A 15,333-nucleotide genomic window follows, 5' to 3' on the forward strand; every position below is an offset into this window, starting at 1 on the left:
CGTGACGGGGAAAGCTCGGCGGACCGTTGCCGCGGCGCTCGCGCTGGCGGTGACGGCCCCCATGCTGTCCGCGTGTTTCGAGGAGCCGTCGGCCCACGAGGCGGTGCGCGACTTCCTGGTCGGCTGGCAGACGGGTGACTACACCGCGGCCGCCCGGCGCACCGACGGAGACCAGAAGGTGGTCCGTCAGGCCCTGGAGAACGCCAAGATCCATCTCGACGCGGCCTCGTTCCGCTTCAAGCTCAACGGGATCCGGGGCACGGGAGAGCAGGTCGAGGCCGACTTCAAGGCCGAGGTCGATCTGGGGGAGAACAACCCCCTGTGGGAATACACCGGCAAGCTCCCGCTCCACCTGGTGGACGGCCACTGGAAGGTGCACTGGTCGCCGAGCGTGCTCCATCCCCAGCTCGGTGAGGGGCAGCGGTTCGCGGTGGACGTCAAGCCCGAGGGGCGCAAGCTGATCGTCGACCGCACCGGCGAGCCGCTCCAGCAGGAGGCCACGATGTATGTGGCGAGCGTCATCCCGTCCCAGCTGAAGGACGCGGTCGCGATCTGCAGGCAGCTTTCCAAGATCACTGGATTTCCGCAGGACCGCCTGCTGAGCCGGATCCGGTCGGCGATCCCCAACGACCAGGTGCAGCTGGTCACCCTCGGCCGTTCCAAATACCTCGCGCTCGGCGCCCAGCTCGAGGCCATCCCGGGCATCACCGTCTCCCCGATGTCGCTGCTGCTCGGCCCCGATTCGCCCACCCAGATCGTGGGCGCCGTCACCGCCGTCACACCGGAGGCCCAGCAGCAGCTCGGCGGTCCGGAGCGGGCCGGAGACACCGTCGGCCGGAGCGGGTTGCAGAAGGCCTACCAGGAGTATCTGACCGGTTCGACCGAGACCAGCGTGATCACTCTGGACCTTAAGACGTCGAAGACGGTCGCCGAGCTGCGCAAGTGGCGGCCCGGCCGCTCCACCTCGACGGTGCAGACCACGCTCGACCGTTCCATACAGAAGGCCGCCGACACCGCGCTGCTCGGCGGTGGCGCACCCGCCATGCTGGTGGCGGTCCAGGCCTCGACCGGCAACGTGCTGGCCGTCGGCAGCACGAAGGAATTCCACCAGGAGAGACACGCTCTCGCCGGGAAGTTCCACGCGGGGAGCATCTTCTCGATCATGTCCGTCGAGGGGCTGCTCAAGGCCCAGATGAGCCTCAAGCAGAAGCTCGCCTGCCCGGTCGACCGCACCGTGGGCGGCGCCCAGTTCCACCAGTCCGCCGCTCCCGCCGGGACCACGCTGAGCCTGCAGGGCAACTTCGCCAACGGCTGCGTGACCGCGCTGGCCTCGCTGGCCCGCAAGGTCGACGGCGCGGAGCTGGCGACCAGCGCCGCCAAGTTCGGCATCGGCGCACGCTGGACCCTGCCGTTGAAGTCCTTCAGCGGCAGGGTGCGGCCACTGAAGGACGACGCGGCCACCGCCAGGGCCATCGCCGGACAGAACGTCCTGGTCAGCCCGCTGTCCATGGCTCTGGTCGCCGGAGCGATCTCCAGCGGCACCTGGCATCCGCCTGTCCTGGTCACCGACCCCAAGACGCCGGACCCCTCGGCCGAGGCCGAGCCGCCGAAGGCGCCCGACCCGATCACGATCGACGAGAAGACGATCAAGGCGCTGAAGACGCTCATGCGCGCAGGCGTGACGGCGGGATCGGCCCGATCGGCCGCCGCTCCGGGCGACCCGGTCTACGGCATCACCGCCGCCGCGACGCAGGGCCGTAAGCCGATGGCCTGGTTCGTCGGCTGGCAGGAGGACGTCGCGGTGGCGGTGTTGGCGGAAAGCCCCGACTCCACGGTGGGGGCGGCGATCGCCGGGCGGTTCTTCCAGGGGCTGCGCGCCGGGCTGTAGATCCGGTCGCCGGTGACTCAGCGAAATATCATCCTCACTCGAAGCAACCATCGCGTGCCTTCCCGGCGTCCTTCTAAGTGACTGAGCACCGCTCGGGGGTTGCGGACTCAGTCGCCGTGATGAGATCAGGGCTTCGTCTCGGGGGAGGCCCTGCCGTCCGGACCGGCTCGACCCTGCCGGTCGGCCCCGGGGGCGCGTGCGACAGCGCCGCGTCCTCGGGGTTTCGCCTCTCCCGCGGTCCACGTGACCTCCGGTGGAGCGTCCCGGCGGGAATTCAGTTGGCGTTACCCGTGTTGTAACGGGTATCTTCGGATAGCTCGGCCCCACGGGGCCGGGTTGACAATTCAACAGGGGGGTGACTGGTTTCGACTTTGGCTTTGCAAGTCAGGGGAAGCGGGTCGAGGACTGCGGACATAACCTCGTTAACACTGTGACCGCGACCAACAAGTGCCAATAAGACGCACTCCGAAGTCAGCCAGGGCAACCTGGCACTCGCCGCCTAAGCAGCGAGTGACTTCTGCCGGCCCGGGAGCGCCTCCGGCCCGGAATCCGGCATCGCTAGGAGGCTCAACCGATCGACCCGGCCACGGGGAAGATCGGGAAATCAAACAGTGGCTGAGCCCGTCGGCGACTTGCCTGTGTGATCGCCGGGGCTGAGAAAAGCACAACAGGCTGTGCCCGGAGAAGCCCTGTCTTGGAGCTGAAGGACGCGGGTTCGATTCCCGCCACCTCCACCACCCCTGAAAGAGCCCCGCTCGCCACCCGGCGAGCGGGGCTCTTTCGTCTGTGGGAACTTCCGGGCGGTCAGAACGTCCGGGCGGTCGGGACGCCGTAGGTCCAGCCGGGCACGTTCGGGAGCGGTCCGGACGGTCGCGGCCACGGCTGCCGCTGGGCCCTGAGCGCGGTGGGAGGCACGGCCGGGCATCGGGTGCCGCGCGCGGGCAGGGTCAGCGAGACCAGGTAGCCGTCGATGGCTCCGGTGGTGCACTCCCCGCGGCCGTAGATGCCGTGTCCCCAGCCCTCATAGGTGAGCAGCACCGCCTGGCGGCCGAGTTGCCGGGCCGTGCCGATGGCCCAGTCGTATCCGGTGGCGGGGTCGTGCAGGGCATTGCCCATCAGCAGGGGGGCGCTGCCGTGGACCCGTAGCCGGTGCTGGGGGTTGGGAATCGGCGCGGGCTGGCCCAGGCACAGGGCGGTCAGCGAGGCGGCGGGAGGGCCGAACCGCATGTCGGGTGCGATCCGTGCCGAACGGCGCAGGTGGGCGGCGTACTCCCGGTAGCCGCGCACCGGCAGCAGGTAGTCCTCGCAGAAGATCTGGGCCGGGAACGCCGTCACCTCCGCGTCGCGCCGTACGGATCGCGCCGGTGATCCGGGTGGGAGCCCGGCGCCGGTGTCCACGGCGAGGAGGAACTCGGCCAGCGCCGACCAGTCGGGACCGTAGAACGAGCCGAAGGCCAGGCCCAGCAGGTCCATCTGGGTCAGCGGGACGTCCGGCTCCCCGGGGAAGTGCAGCTCTCCGCGCTCGGCCCGGGCCCGCAGGCCGGCCCAGAACGCCCGTACGTCCTTTCCGTGCAGCGCGCAGCCGTCGTCCCGGTCGCACCAGGCGACGAACTCGTCGAAGGAGTCCTGCGCGGCGGTGGCCTGGGTGTCCAGGAACTCGCCGGTCCCCACGCTGTGGTCCATGTTGCTGTCCAGAGCCAGGGCCCGGACCCTGCGCGGGAACGTCTCGGCGTACTGCTGGCCGATCAGCGTGCCGTAGGAGACGCCGTAGTAGGACAGCTTGTCCTCACCGAGAGCGGCGCGGATGGCGTCAAGGTCGCGCACCACGCTGAGGGTGTCGGCGTGGTCGTAGAGGGGGCCGGTACGGGCCCGGCAGTCGTCGCGCAGTCGCCTGTTGTAGGCCAGCCATCCGTCGAAGTCGGCCTGGCTCTTCATGATCGGAGACGGCGCCTGGCCGAGCAGGTCGGTCGAGCACACGATGGGGTGGCTGCGGGCCACTCCACGCGGGTCGAAGCCGACGATGTCGAAGCGGCGGGTGATCTCCTGGCTGAAGTAGCCCTTGCCGTAGATGGCGAAATCCACTCCGGAGCCGCCCGGACCGCCTGGATTGATCAGCAGGGAGCCGATCCGGGCCGCCGGATCGGTGGCCTTGCGCCGAGCGAGTGCCACCTCGACGGTGGAACCGCCCGGGTCGGCCCGGTCGATCGGCACCGCCAGCGTGCCGCACTCGGCGGTCGGGTCCTCGGGACACGCGGTCCAGGTGATGGTCGCCCCGCCGGCGGTCGCCCCGCCGGCGGCGCCGGCGGGAGCGAGGGGGAGCAGGGCGGTGATGACAACGAGGGGAAGGGCGAGCAGGGGGATGTTTCTTCGCACATGATCTCCGATCGTCGGGTCCCTGGCCGGGCGCCCGTGTCCGGTGCCGGACGGCGGATCTCCCCGGCGGTGGTGCCCGGACCGGCCTGCTGACAGCGGGTGCGACGGCTCCTGGTGCGCGTGGCATCGGCGACGCGAGCCGACTTGATTGTCGATCAGGTACGGCAGCGCGCATATCCGGAAAAAGGATGAAAAGACCGTATGTCGTTCATCCGGAAGCAGGAGGCGCCGTCAGGCGCCCCGTGCGGGAGGACGCCTCCCGAGCGTCATCCTCCCGGGAGGTGTTCTCCCCGGGCGACATCCTCTCGGGAGGCGCCCTTCCGGGGAGGGTGCCGTCCTCTCACGGACGAGGAGGGTTCCCGCCACGGACGAGGTGGGCCCCGTGCGGGAGGCGGCGCGTCGCGCGAGAGGGCGTGCGTGACGGTCAGACCTCGCCCGTGTGGTCGGCGGGAGGTGCTCCGAGGGATCGGGCGTTCTCGCGGACCTTGCCGAGGGCGGAGGCGAGCGCGCTCAGCTCGTCGGCGCTCAGCCCCTGGGTGATGTGGCGTTCGAGCGACTCGCGGTCACCGGTGACCGGACCCTGGAGGTCGCGTCCCTTGTCGGTGAGGTAAAGCCGCACCAGGCGGTTGTCGACGTCGTCACGTCGCCGCACCAGCAGGCCGGAGGTGCTCATGCGGGTGGCCATCTTCACCACGGTGGGGGTGGTGACGTCCAGCAGGGCGGCGAGCTCGCCGGGGGTACGGCCATCCTGCTCCCACAGGGCCGCCAGGACCAGGTTCTGGCCCAGGTGGAGGCCGTGGCGGCGCATCGACTCCTCGGCGACGGCGCGCAGGGCCTTGTGGGTCATGGTCATCAGATCCAGGATGTCGGTCATCTCCCGATGATAGCTGGCCGGCTAATGAATTGACGGCTAATGATTAGCCAGTTAGTGTTCTGCATGTCGGTAGACGGCAAACGAAAGGCGGGACCGGTCATGAGAAAGCTTGGAAACCTTGAGGTAGGCACCATCGGTCTCGGCACCATGGGAATGGGCGGCTCGTACGGCCCGGCTGACGAGAGCGAATCCGTCGACGCGATCCACCGGGCGCTCGACCTGGGCGTCACCCTGCTCGACACGGCCGACTTCTACGGCGGCGGGGTGAGCGAGGAGATCGTCGGCAAAGCTCTCCAGGGCCGGCGGGAGCAGGCCGTGGTGGCCACCAAGACCGGGAGCGTGCGCGGCCCCGGCGGTATGAGCGTCGACGGCAGCCCCGCCCACATCCGGCGGGCGATCGACGGATCCCTGAAGAGGCTGGGCACGAGCCACGTGGATCTGTACTACCTCGCCAGGGTCGACCCCCGGGTCCCGATCGAGGAGAGCGTGGGGGCGATGGCCGAGTTGGTCGCCGAGGGCAAGGTGCGCCACATCGGCCTGTGCGAGGCGAGTGCGGTCACGGTCCGCCGGGCGTGCGCCGTGCACCCGATCGCCGCCCTGCAGACCGAATACTCACTGTGGGAGCGCCACGTGGAGGCCTCGATCCTGCCCGCACTGCGCGAGCTGGGCGTCGGGCTGGTGGCCTACCGGCCCCTGGGCAGCGGGTTCCTCGGCGGCTCCTTCAGCACTCCCGACCAGCTGCCCGAGGGGGACTTCCGGCGGGCCGACCCACGCTTCCAAGGCGAGAACTTCGTCCGTAACAAGGCCATGGCCGACACCGTGGCCGAGCTCGCCGCCGCCAAGGGCGTCACCCCCGCGCAGCTCGCCCTGGCCTGGGTGCTGTCGCGTGGTGAGGACATCGTGACCATTCCGGGAACCAAGCGGGCCTCCCGCGTGGCGGAGAACGCGGCGGCGGCCGGAGTCGTGCTCACCGCCGGTGAGCTGGAGGCGCTGCGGGCGCTGGGAGTCGCCTCGGGTGAGCGCTATCCGGAGTTCCTGATGAGCACCATCGACCAGGGCTGAGGGCCGCTCCTTCCTGGAGGGCCGAGAGCCGCTCCTCCCGGAGAGGAGGACCGGGAAATACGGAGAACGCTGGAAAGCTACGCTAACTCCGATGAACCCCTCAGAACGGGCCGCACCGGGCGAGACGCAGATGATCGGCGGCTACCTGCTGCGGCGCGTGCTCGGGCGCGGCGGCATGGGCACCGTGCATCTCGCCGCCACCCCGACCGGCGGCCTCGCCGCGGTGAAGGTGATCAATCCGGAGCTGGCGCGCGACCCGGCCTTCCGGCGGCGGTTCGAGCGCGAGGTCGCCGCCGCCCGCCTGGTGGCCCGGTTCTGCACGGCTCCCGTCCTGGACGCCGGGATCGATGGGGACGTGGCCTACCTCGTCACCGAATACGTCAGGGGCCCCGACCTGGCGCGGGCCGTACGGGAGCAGGGGCCGATGGCCGGGTCCGACCTGGAGGCCCTGGCGGTCGGCATCGCGGTCGCGCTGAACGCGATCCACGGGGCCGGGGTGATCCATCGTGACCTCAAGCCGTCGAACGTCCTGCTGTCGCCGATGGGTCCCCGAGTGATCGATTTCGGAATCGCGAAGCTGGTCGACGGGGACAGCCTGGCGAGTCAGGCGATCCTGGGAACGCCCGCGTTCATGGCTCCCGAGCAGGTGCGCGGCGAGCCGCTCACACCGGCGGCCGACGTCTACGCCTGGGGCGGGGTGATCGCCTTCGCCGGGACGGGCCGGCTGCCGTTCGGCGGCGGGGCGCCGGCCGAGGTGCTGTACCGGATCGTCAACGAGGGGCCTCATCTCGGCGGCCTGGACGAGCGGATGCGCGGCTTCGTCGAGCGGGCCATGGCCAAGGACCCGACCGGGCGGCCGAGCGCCAGAGAGCTGCTCGCCGAGCTGGTCGGCGGCCGGGACATGACGCCGGCGACGGCCACCCAGGTGGTCGAGCGGACCTGGACCGGCCGGCCTCCCGGAACGGGGGAGGGCTCTCCCGGGGAGACGGAGACCCCCGGACAGAGCAGGAATCAGACCGGGATCCCACCGGTCGGGACTTCACCGGTCGGGATCCCACCGATCGGGACTTCGTCGGCTGGGACTTCACCGGTCGGGATCCCACCGATCGGGACTTCGTCGGCTGGGACTTCACCGGTCGGGATCCCACCGGCCGGGACTCCACCGGCCGGGACTTCGTCAACCGGGATCCCACCGACCAAGACTCCGGAGAGCCGGTCCGCGGCCGGGCACGATCGAGCTCCGGTCTCCCGGCGGTCCCGGCGGCGGCGCGGGGCGCTGCTCGCCGGTCTGGCCGTTCTGGCGGCGACGGCCGGGGCGGCGTGGTGGACCGTGGCGCGACCGGACGCGCGGTGGCCGTTCCACGCCGACTTCGGCGCCGCGGACCACGCCTGGTCGGTGGGCGCCACCGACGCCGGACGTGCGGAGGTCACCGGCGGGGCCTATCTCCTGACCGTGAACTCTGGCTGGCGGCTGTGGAAGTCGGCGCCCGCGCCGGACGAGCCCGAGGAGGGCGTGGTCATCAGCAGCTCGGCGCGCCTGATCGGGGGGTCGGGGGAGTTCGGCGTCTGGTGCCGGGGCGACTCCGACGGCGGCGACCGCTACGAGTTCGCGGTCAACGGCTCCGGAACGGTCTCGATCACCAAACGGCAGGCCGGACGGAAGGGCACCGTCCTGTACGGCCCCGCCGCGAACGCGAACATCAGCGGGTCCGCCGACAACCGCGTCGTGGCCGAGTGCCGTCCCGACGGGTCGAAGCTCGCCCTGCGCCTGTGGGTCAACGAGGCTTTCGCGGGTGAGGCCGTCGACGACGGCCCCTACGGGCCCGGCCAGGCCGGCGTGTACGCGGCACCGGACGGCGGCGCGGTGATGCGGGTGAGGTTCGGCTCGTTCGACGCGCGCCCGTCGGGCGGATAGCCCGTGCTGTTCGGCATACTGGGGCCGCTCCAGATCCTCGACGGGGACCGGGTCCTGACGCCGGGCCCGGCCAAGCACCGCGCGATCCTGGCCGCCCTGCTGCTGAGCGCGGGCCACGTCGTGACGCTCGATCGGCTGGTCACCGTGGTGTGGGGTGAGGATCCGCCGGTCTCGGCCGAGCCGGTGCTGCGGGTCTACGTCAGCGCGCTGCGCCGCCTGGTCGGCGCAGAGACGATCCGTACGGTCCCCGGCGGCTATCTGATCGCGGTCGGTCCCGATCAGGTGGACGCGCACCGCTTCGACCGCAGGGTGGAGCGGGCGCGCCGGGCCCGGGACGCCGGAAGGACGGCCGAGGCGGCCGACGAGCTGCGCGGCGCCCTGGAACTGTGGCGCGGGCCGGCGCTGGCCGATGTCGACTCCGGCGAGCTGCGGCGGACGCAGGCCGTACGCCTTGAGGAGCTGCGGCTGGGCGTGACCGAGGAGCGCATCGATCTCGACCTGGCGCTCGGACGGCACGGCGAGGTCGTCGGCGAGCTCCGCGCGCTCGTCGCCGCGTACCCGCTCAGGGAACGCGCCTGGGGACAGCTGATCCTCGCGTTGTACCGGGCCGGCCGGCGGTCTGAGGCGCTCGCGGCCTACCAGGACGCCCGCCGCCTGCTGGTGGAGGAACTGGGGCTGGAACCCGGTCCCGAGCTGCGGGCGGTCCACGACGAGGTGCTGGCCGGCCGGGGACACGAGCGCGCCGCCACGCACGGGACATCAGGGGAGAGCGCGCACGGGACATCAGGGGAGACGCAGGGGGAGACACCGAGTAAGACGACCCGGGAGACGCCGCAGGAGACGCCGCCCGACATCGCCGACTTCACCGGTCGCGACCAGGTCATGGACTGGATCACCAGGCAGACGCCCGCCGCCGGAGGCGCCCCGGTGCATCTGGTGCTGCACGGTCCCGCCGGTTCGGGGAAGACGGCCGTGGCCGTCCACGCCGCCACGCTGCTGGGCGCGAGGTTCCCGGACGGCCGTCTTCATGCCGCGCTGCGCGCCGGAAACCGCCCGGCGGGCGTGGGCGCGGTGCTGGAGGATCTGCTGCGCTCCCTCGGCTGCCCCGAGGGAGCCGTGCCCGCCGCTCTGGAGGATCGGGTACGGCTCTACCGCAGCATGACGGCCGGCCGCCGGCTGCTGGTGGTGCTGGACGACGCCGTCAGCGAGGCGCAGGTCAGGCCGCTGCTGCCGACCGGGCCCGGATGCCTGACCCTGGTGACCAGCAGGTCCCTCCTCTACGGGCTGGAGGCCTCCCGCGCCTTCGAGCTGGGCGTCCTCGACATCGCCGAGTCGGTGGCGATGCTGGCCGAGGTCGCGGGGGAGGCGCGCGTGCGAGCCGAGCCGCAGGCCGCGCTGCGGATCGCCGAGCTGTGCGGCGGGCTTCCGCTGGCGCTGCGGATCGCCGGTTCCCGGCTGGCCCGGCGGCCCGGCTGGACTCTGGAGCACCTGGCCGGGCGGCTGGGCGACGAGCGCGGGCGGCTGGACGAGCTGGCCGCCGGCGACCTGGCCGTGCGGGGCAGCCTCGGCCTCGGCTATCACGCCCTGGCGGAGGAGGAACGGCGCCTGCTGCGGCGCCTGGGCGCGCTGTCGGCGCCGGACGTCGCGCCGTGGGCCGCCGCCGCGGCGTTCGGCGGCCTGCGGGTGGACCCGATCCTGGAGGAGCTGACCGGCACCGGCCTGCTCCAGTCGCGCGGGCTGGACGACGCGGGCCAGGAGCGGTACGGCTGGCACGATCTCACCCGGCTCTACGCCGCAGAACGTCTCGTCGAGGAGGAGGGCACGGCGGCGCGGGTGCTGGCCGTGGTCGCCCGCGAGGTCCTGGAGCGGGTCAGGCGGGCCCGCTCCCTGCTGCTACCGGCCGAGCCGGGCACCGGCCGGACCCTCGCCTGCACGGCGGAGCGGAGCGCGGCGGTGGCGCCGGTGGTGGATCCGGCGATGGATCCGGCGGTGGCGATGGCGCCGGAGACGGCACCGGCGATGGCACTGGAGACGGCGCCGGAGACGGCGCGGCTGCGTGAGCCGGCCCGGTGGCTCGCGGCCGAACGGGGATTCCTGGTCGCCGCCGTCGCGGACTTCCACCGCGCGGGGCTGGCCGAGGCCGCCTGGCGGCTGGCGTTCTACCTGACGCCGTTCTTCGAACTGCGCGCCCACCACGAGGACTGGCACGCGACGAACCGGATCGGGCTGGCCGCCGCCCGGTCGGCGGGGCACCGGCACGGCGAGGCGCTGCTGCTGCGGGCGCTGGCCGACCTGCATCGCATCGAGGGACGGCTGGAGGAGGCCGCCGGGGCGCTCCAGGCGGCCCTGTCCCGTTTCCAGGAGCTGGCCGACGGACCGGAGCAGGCGCGTGCGCGATACCGGCTCGGCCTGGTCCTCACCGCCCAGGAGCACTTCGCCGAGGCGGAGCGGTGCCTGTCGGAGTGCCTGGCCGAGTTCGAGGCGGCCGGCGACGCCCGCGGCCGGGCGGACGCGCTGCGCGCACTGGGTTCGGTACGGCGGGCCGAGGACCTGCTGACGATGAGCCTCGACGCCTACCGGGAACTGGGCGATCCCCGGGGCGAGGCGGCGGCGCTGCGCGAGCTGGCCCTGATCCACCTGGACCGGCGGCGCCCGGCCGTGGCCCGTGGTTGCGCCGAGCGCGCCCTGCGTGCCGACCGGCGGCTGGGCGACCGGCTGCCCGAGGCCTCCGACCTGTTGCTGCTGGCCCGGGTGGCACGCGCCGAAGGCGTGCCGGAAGCGGCGCGGGCGACCGCGCAGGAGGCGTTGGCGATCTTCAGGGAGTACGGCGAGCGCCGGGGGATCGCCCGATCCATGGTCGTCCTGGCGGGTGCGTGCCTCGACCTCGACGAGATCGAGGAGGCGGTCGCCGCGGTCGCCGGTGCCGTGGCGGAGTTCGGCGCTCTCGGTGACCGGCGCGGGGCGGCCGAGGTGCAGGAGCTCGCACAGGAGGCGCGCCGCCGCCGCGGCCTGCACCCATAGCGTCGCACCGTGGCCTGCGCCCATAGCGTCGCGCCGTCGCCTGCGCCCATAGCGTCGCGCCGTCGCCGCGGCCTGCGCCTATGTCGGCCTATATGGATCCTGAAGGTCGCTCCTCTACAGTCACATCCGACTCCGGGTTCACATTTCACCCGATACCCGACAAACAGAGGTGACAGAGCATGCGAAGGAAGATCGCCCTCGCCGTGGCCGCGCCCGGGCTGGCGCTGGCCCTGACGGCGTGCGGTGTGCTCGGCGGCCAGCAGGGCGGCGGCGGCCAGGAACGCCAGTCCCAGCAGGCGGACGCGACGGTCCCCTCCCGCGCGCCGTCGCAGGGAGGGCAGGCCCCGTCCGAGCCCTCGCAGGAGCAGGCCCCGCCCGAGTCGCAGGCGAGCGCGCCACCGCAGCAGGGGAAGGTGATCGCCACCCGTGGCGTCAAGGCCGGTGGGGCGGAGCTGACCGTGGACGTCACCGGTCTCCGGCGGCAGGGGCGGCTGATCACGCTGAGCTGGACCGTCACCAACACCGGCGACACCACCTGGAACATGAGCAGCAACCTGGGGGACACGCCGGCCTATCTCGGCCTGACGGTGGCCGGGGTGAGCCTCGTCGATCCCGCCAACGCCAAGCGCTACCGGGTCGCCCGCACCGGCACCGGCGGCGCCACCAAGTGCGTGTGCTCGGAGTACGACGTCAACACCGAGCCCGGGGAGGTCCTCCCGCTGTACGCGACGTACGCCGCGCCGCCGCCGGACGTCCAGAAGATCAACGTCGAGTTCCCGGTCCTCGGGGTGTTCACCGATGTCCCGATCTCCTGAGGGCGCCCGGCGTGTCCTGGCCGCCGTGCTGCTGACCGGGGGACTCGTCGCCGGGGGCGGGCCGGCGGCGTGGGCGGAGCCGGACCCGCCGGCCGACGCCATGGCTCCGGTGGACGACCTCGTCCTGCCGGTCGACGACATCCTGGCCGAGTCCGAGTCCCTGGACGGCAGCGAGAGCGAGTCGAAGCAGGGCGAGACGGTCACCCTGGCGCTCACCAGCGACGTGCTCTTCGCCCTCGACCGGGCCGCGCTGACCCCCAGGGCGACGGTGCGGCTGCGAAGGGTCGCCGACAGGATCAGGACGGAGTCCGCCGGCGGCGTGGTCAAGATCATGGGGCACACCGACGACCAGGGGGCCGACGCCTACAACGACCGGCTGTCCCTGCGGCGGGCGCAGGCCGTACGGCAGGGGCTGGTAAGACTGCTGGCCGGGCAGGGCGTGACCTTCCAGGCCGTCGGCTTCGGCGAGCGGCGGCCGAAGCTGCCCAACGTCATCGACGGCCGGCCGGTGGAGGAGAACCGGGCCAGGAACCGCCGCGTCGAGATCGTCTTCACCGCCAAGTGATCGCGGGAGGCGGTCGGCACCCTCTTCCGCGGCCGAGGTCGTCGATCAGCTGCTGGGCAGCTGCCCCAGGCGCACGGTGACGGTGGAGGTGGAGTCGTCGGGATGCAGGACCTCGACCTTGACCTCGGCGCCGGGGTTGAGCTCGGCGAGGACCTCCGACAGGGCCTGCGTCGTCGGGGTCGGTGTGTCGTTGATCGAGACGATCACATCACCCGCCCTGATGCCCGCCCTGTCGGCGCCGCCGCCCCGGCTCACGCGTGCGACGCCGACGCCGATCGGCTGACCTTCGACGCCGATCACGGTCCGTACGGTGATGCCGAGGGCGGCCCGGTGGGTGTTGGTGACCTTGCCGGTCTTGACGATCTGCTGGGCGATGTCGACGGCCGTGTTGGACGGGATCGCGAAGCCGATGCCCGGCGCCGTCCCGCCGCCGAGCTCGGGGTTGACGGCGGTCAGGGTCGGGATGCCGATGACCTCGCCGGAGAGGTTGACCAGGGCGCCGCCGCTGTTGCCAGGGTTGATCGCGGCCGAGGTCTGGATGGCGCCGTTGATCGTCGCACCGGGGGACTGGCCGTTCGTGGGCTCGCTGACCGTACGGCCCAGCGCGGAGACGATGCCGTTGGTGACGCTGCCGGACAGGCCCAGCGGGTTGCCCATGGCCAGCACGATCTGACCGACCCGCAGTTTTCCGGAGTCGCCGAACACGGCGGGTTTGAGGCCGGTGGGATCATCGACCTTGATCACGGCCAGGTCGCCGATGGCGAAGGACTCGACGAGCTTGGCGGCCCGGGGGGTGCCGCCACTGGCGAGCGTCACCTCGAACCGCGTGCCCCGGCCGACCACGTGGGCGTTGGTGACGATGTGCCCGGAGGTGTCGTAGACGATGCCCGAGCCGAGGCCGTTCCCCGTGGTGATCTGCACGATGGACGGCAGTACTTTGACGATGACCTGCTCGTATCTGTTCTCCAGGGCGAGCGGGCCCTCCGCGGCCGAGGGCGACCCGCCGGACGGCTGCCCAGGTGACGCCTCGGACGAGGCGCCGGGCGGGCCGGTGGTCGTGACGGACGGTTGTGATCGCGCCGTCTGGGCGCAGCCGGCGAGCGTTACGGCGACGGCGGCGAACAGCGCGACACGTGAAGTCGATCCCCCCATGCGGGGGTATCTTCCCAGCTCACGACGGAAGATACGTCTCCCGGAGGCTGCTGCGGCTGAGCTTGCCGGTGGGGGTGCGCGGCAGCCGGTCGCGGTAGTCGATCACGCGGGGATGTTTGAGCCGGGCCAGCCGGGGCGCGCAGTGGGCCAGCAGGTCGGCGGTGAGGCCGGGACCCGGCTCGGCGCCGGGCACCGGCTGGACCAGGGCGACGACCCGCTGCCCCCACTCCGGGTCGGGCACGCCGATCACGGCCACGTCCGCCACCGAGGGGTGCTCCAGCAGGACCGCCTCGATCTCGGCGGGGTAGATGTTCACCCCGCCGGAGATGATCAGGTCGGTGCGCCGGTCGCACAGGAACAGATAACCCTCCTCGTCCAGGTAGCCGATGTCGCCCGGGGTGTACAGCCGGCCGCGCATCGCGGAGGCGGTCTTGGACGGATCCCGGTGGTACTCGAAGCGGTTGACGCCGCCGATGTAGACCAGACCCGGCTCGCCGGGCGGCAGCTCGGCGCCGTCGTCGGCGACGATCGTGAACTCCATGCCGTCGATCGCCCGGCCGACCGTGCCCGGCCGGGCCAGCCACTCGGCGGAGGAGACCATGGTGGCCACGGCGGCCTCGGTCGAGCCGTAGTACTCCCACAACACCGGGCCGAGCCAGTCGATCATCGCCTGTTTGGTGGCGGGCGGGCAGGGCGCGGCGCCGTGATAGAGGTGGGTCAATGATGATAAATCATGCTTTTCTCTGATCTCCGCGGGCAGGGCGAGCAGCCGGTGGAACATGGTCGGCACCATGAACGCGTTCGTCACCCGGTGCCGCTCGATCAGCTTCAGCGTCTCCTCGGCGTCGAACCGCTCGGTCACCACGACCGCGTGCCCGAACTGCAGCGCCATCATGGCCTGGCCGTACGGGGCGGAATGGTAGAGCTGCGAGAGGAGGAGGTGCACGCCGTCGAACGGCAGCCCGAAGTGCCGCCAGCTCTTGCGCATCAGGATCGGATGGAGATCCTCGGGACCGAGCTCGATCAGCCGTCTCCGGACGCCCTTGGGCTTGCCGGTGGTGCCGGAGGTGTAGAGCATCATCGATCCGGCCCGGCGCTCCGCGGGCGGGTCGGCGGGCTGTCCCGCGGCGAGCTCGGCGACCTCCAGGAAGCCACGCGGCAGGGTCCGCGCGTGACGCTCGGAGCCGGCCACCACGCGCGCCGCGCTGTCGGCGATGACGTAACCGATCTCCTCGGCGGTGTAATGCCAGTTCACCGGCACGTGATAGGCGCCGATCTGGTAGGTCGCGAGCATCATCGCGACGGCGTCGATCCCGTTGGGCAGAACCGTCACCACGGTGTCGCCGGGGCGGGTGCCACGGGCGACGAGGCCGTTGGAGATCCGGTTGACCCGGTCGTGGAGCTCGCCGTACGTCATGACGGCGGTGCCCGCGACGACGGCGACGCGACCGGGATCGGCCGCGGCGAGCTCATAGAAGCCCCTCATGGGCGCGACCATACAGAACGACATTCTGTTCATGGAAGGGGCGTGCCGTCATCAGGGAAAATGGTCACCTCGTGGCGTAAGTGTAATTGTGACGCGGTGTATCGATCGGGACAGGTGACGTAATGTGACGCCTATGGCGGACGTTGGCGGAAACTCCTCCGGGCGCTCTCGCGAGAGACACG

10 protein-coding genes and 1 other RNA gene are annotated in these 15,333 nt (G+C 71.8%); 7 read left to right on the forward strand and 4 right to left on the reverse strand.

Annotation, left to right across the window (positions count from 1 at the left end; translation table 11 throughout):
- Position 1 precedes the first annotated feature (1 nt).
- Positions 2-1,888 (forward strand): penicillin-binding transpeptidase domain-containing protein, encoded by a 1,887-nt coding sequence (locus ACQPYK_RS07920; RefSeq protein ID WP_433252493.1) that lies wholly within the window; start codon positions 2-4, stop codon positions 1,886-1,888.
- Between the two features lie 351 nt (positions 1,889-2,239).
- Positions 2,240-2,625: a transfer-messenger RNA gene (ssrA, locus tag ACQPYK_RS07925) on the forward strand.
- 67 nt (positions 2,626-2,692) lie between these two features.
- Here ssrA and ACQPYK_RS07930 read toward each other — a convergent pair.
- Together ACQPYK_RS07930 and ACQPYK_RS07935 are read right to left on the reverse strand one after the other, a co-directional pair.
- On the reverse strand, positions 2,693-4,261 hold the full coding sequence (locus tag ACQPYK_RS07930) for an alpha/beta hydrolase (protein WP_433252496.1): 1,569 nt from the start codon (positions 4,259-4,261) through the stop codon (positions 2,693-2,695).
- A gap of 424 nt (positions 4,262-4,685) precedes the next feature.
- Complete coding sequence (locus ACQPYK_RS07935; protein ID WP_433252499.1) at positions 4,686-5,135, reverse strand: MarR family winged helix-turn-helix transcriptional regulator; 450 nt, start codon at positions 5,133-5,135, stop codon at positions 4,686-4,688.
- Positions 5,136-5,234: 99 nt separating this feature from the next.
- On the opposite strand from ACQPYK_RS07935, the gene ACQPYK_RS07940 reads away from it, so the two are divergent.
- The 5 genes from ACQPYK_RS07940 to ACQPYK_RS07960 all read left to right on the forward strand — a co-directional run bounded on the left by ACQPYK_RS07940 (position 5,235) and on the right by ACQPYK_RS07960 (position 12,513).
- The gene (locus ACQPYK_RS07940; RefSeq protein WP_433252502.1) at positions 5,235-6,197 is read left to right on the forward strand and encodes an aldo/keto reductase; all 963 of its coding nucleotides are present in this window, start codon (positions 5,235-5,237) and stop codon (positions 6,195-6,197) included.
- Between the two features lie 91 nt (positions 6,198-6,288).
- Positions 6,289-8,112 (forward strand): protein kinase domain-containing protein, encoded by a 1,824-nt coding sequence (locus ACQPYK_RS07945; protein WP_433252505.1) that lies wholly within the window; start codon positions 6,289-6,291, stop codon positions 8,110-8,112.
- 3 nt (positions 8,113-8,115) lie between these two features.
- A complete protein-coding gene (locus ACQPYK_RS07950; protein ID WP_433252508.1) occupies positions 8,116-11,133 on the forward strand; it encodes an AfsR/SARP family transcriptional regulator in 3,018 nt (1,005 codons plus the stop codon).
- Positions 11,134-11,312: 179 nt separating this feature from the next.
- Positions 11,313-11,948 (forward strand): hypothetical protein, encoded by a 636-nt coding sequence (locus tag ACQPYK_RS07955; protein ID WP_433252511.1) that lies wholly within the window; start codon positions 11,313-11,315, stop codon positions 11,946-11,948.
- Complete coding sequence (locus ACQPYK_RS07960) at positions 11,932-12,513, forward strand: OmpA family protein (protein WP_433252514.1); 582 nt, start codon at positions 11,932-11,934, stop codon at positions 12,511-12,513. The genes ACQPYK_RS07955 and ACQPYK_RS07960 overlap by 17 nt, the downstream gene beginning before the upstream one ends.
- Positions 12,514-12,558: 45 nt before the next feature.
- Here ACQPYK_RS07960 and ACQPYK_RS07965 read toward each other — a convergent pair whose 3' ends face one another.
- Both ACQPYK_RS07965 and ACQPYK_RS07970 read right to left on the reverse strand, forming a co-directional pair.
- Positions 12,559-13,665 carry a S1C family serine protease gene (locus ACQPYK_RS07965; protein WP_433252517.1) on the reverse strand — a complete coding sequence of 369 codons (1,107 nt, stop codon included), beginning with the start codon at positions 13,663-13,665 and terminating at the stop codon, positions 12,559-12,561.
- Positions 13,666-13,684: 19 nt separating this feature from the next.
- Positions 13,685-15,151 carry an AMP-binding protein gene (locus ACQPYK_RS07970; RefSeq protein WP_433252520.1) on the reverse strand — a complete coding sequence of 489 codons (1,467 nt, stop codon included), beginning with the start codon at positions 15,149-15,151 and terminating at the stop codon, positions 13,685-13,687.
- Positions 15,152-15,333 lie beyond the last annotated feature (182 nt).

The sequence above is a fragment of the Streptosporangium sp. CA-135522 genome, assembly GCF_050949235.1.
In the GTDB taxonomy this organism is placed as follows: Bacteria; Actinomycetota; Actinomycetes; order Streptosporangiales; family Streptosporangiaceae; genus Streptosporangium.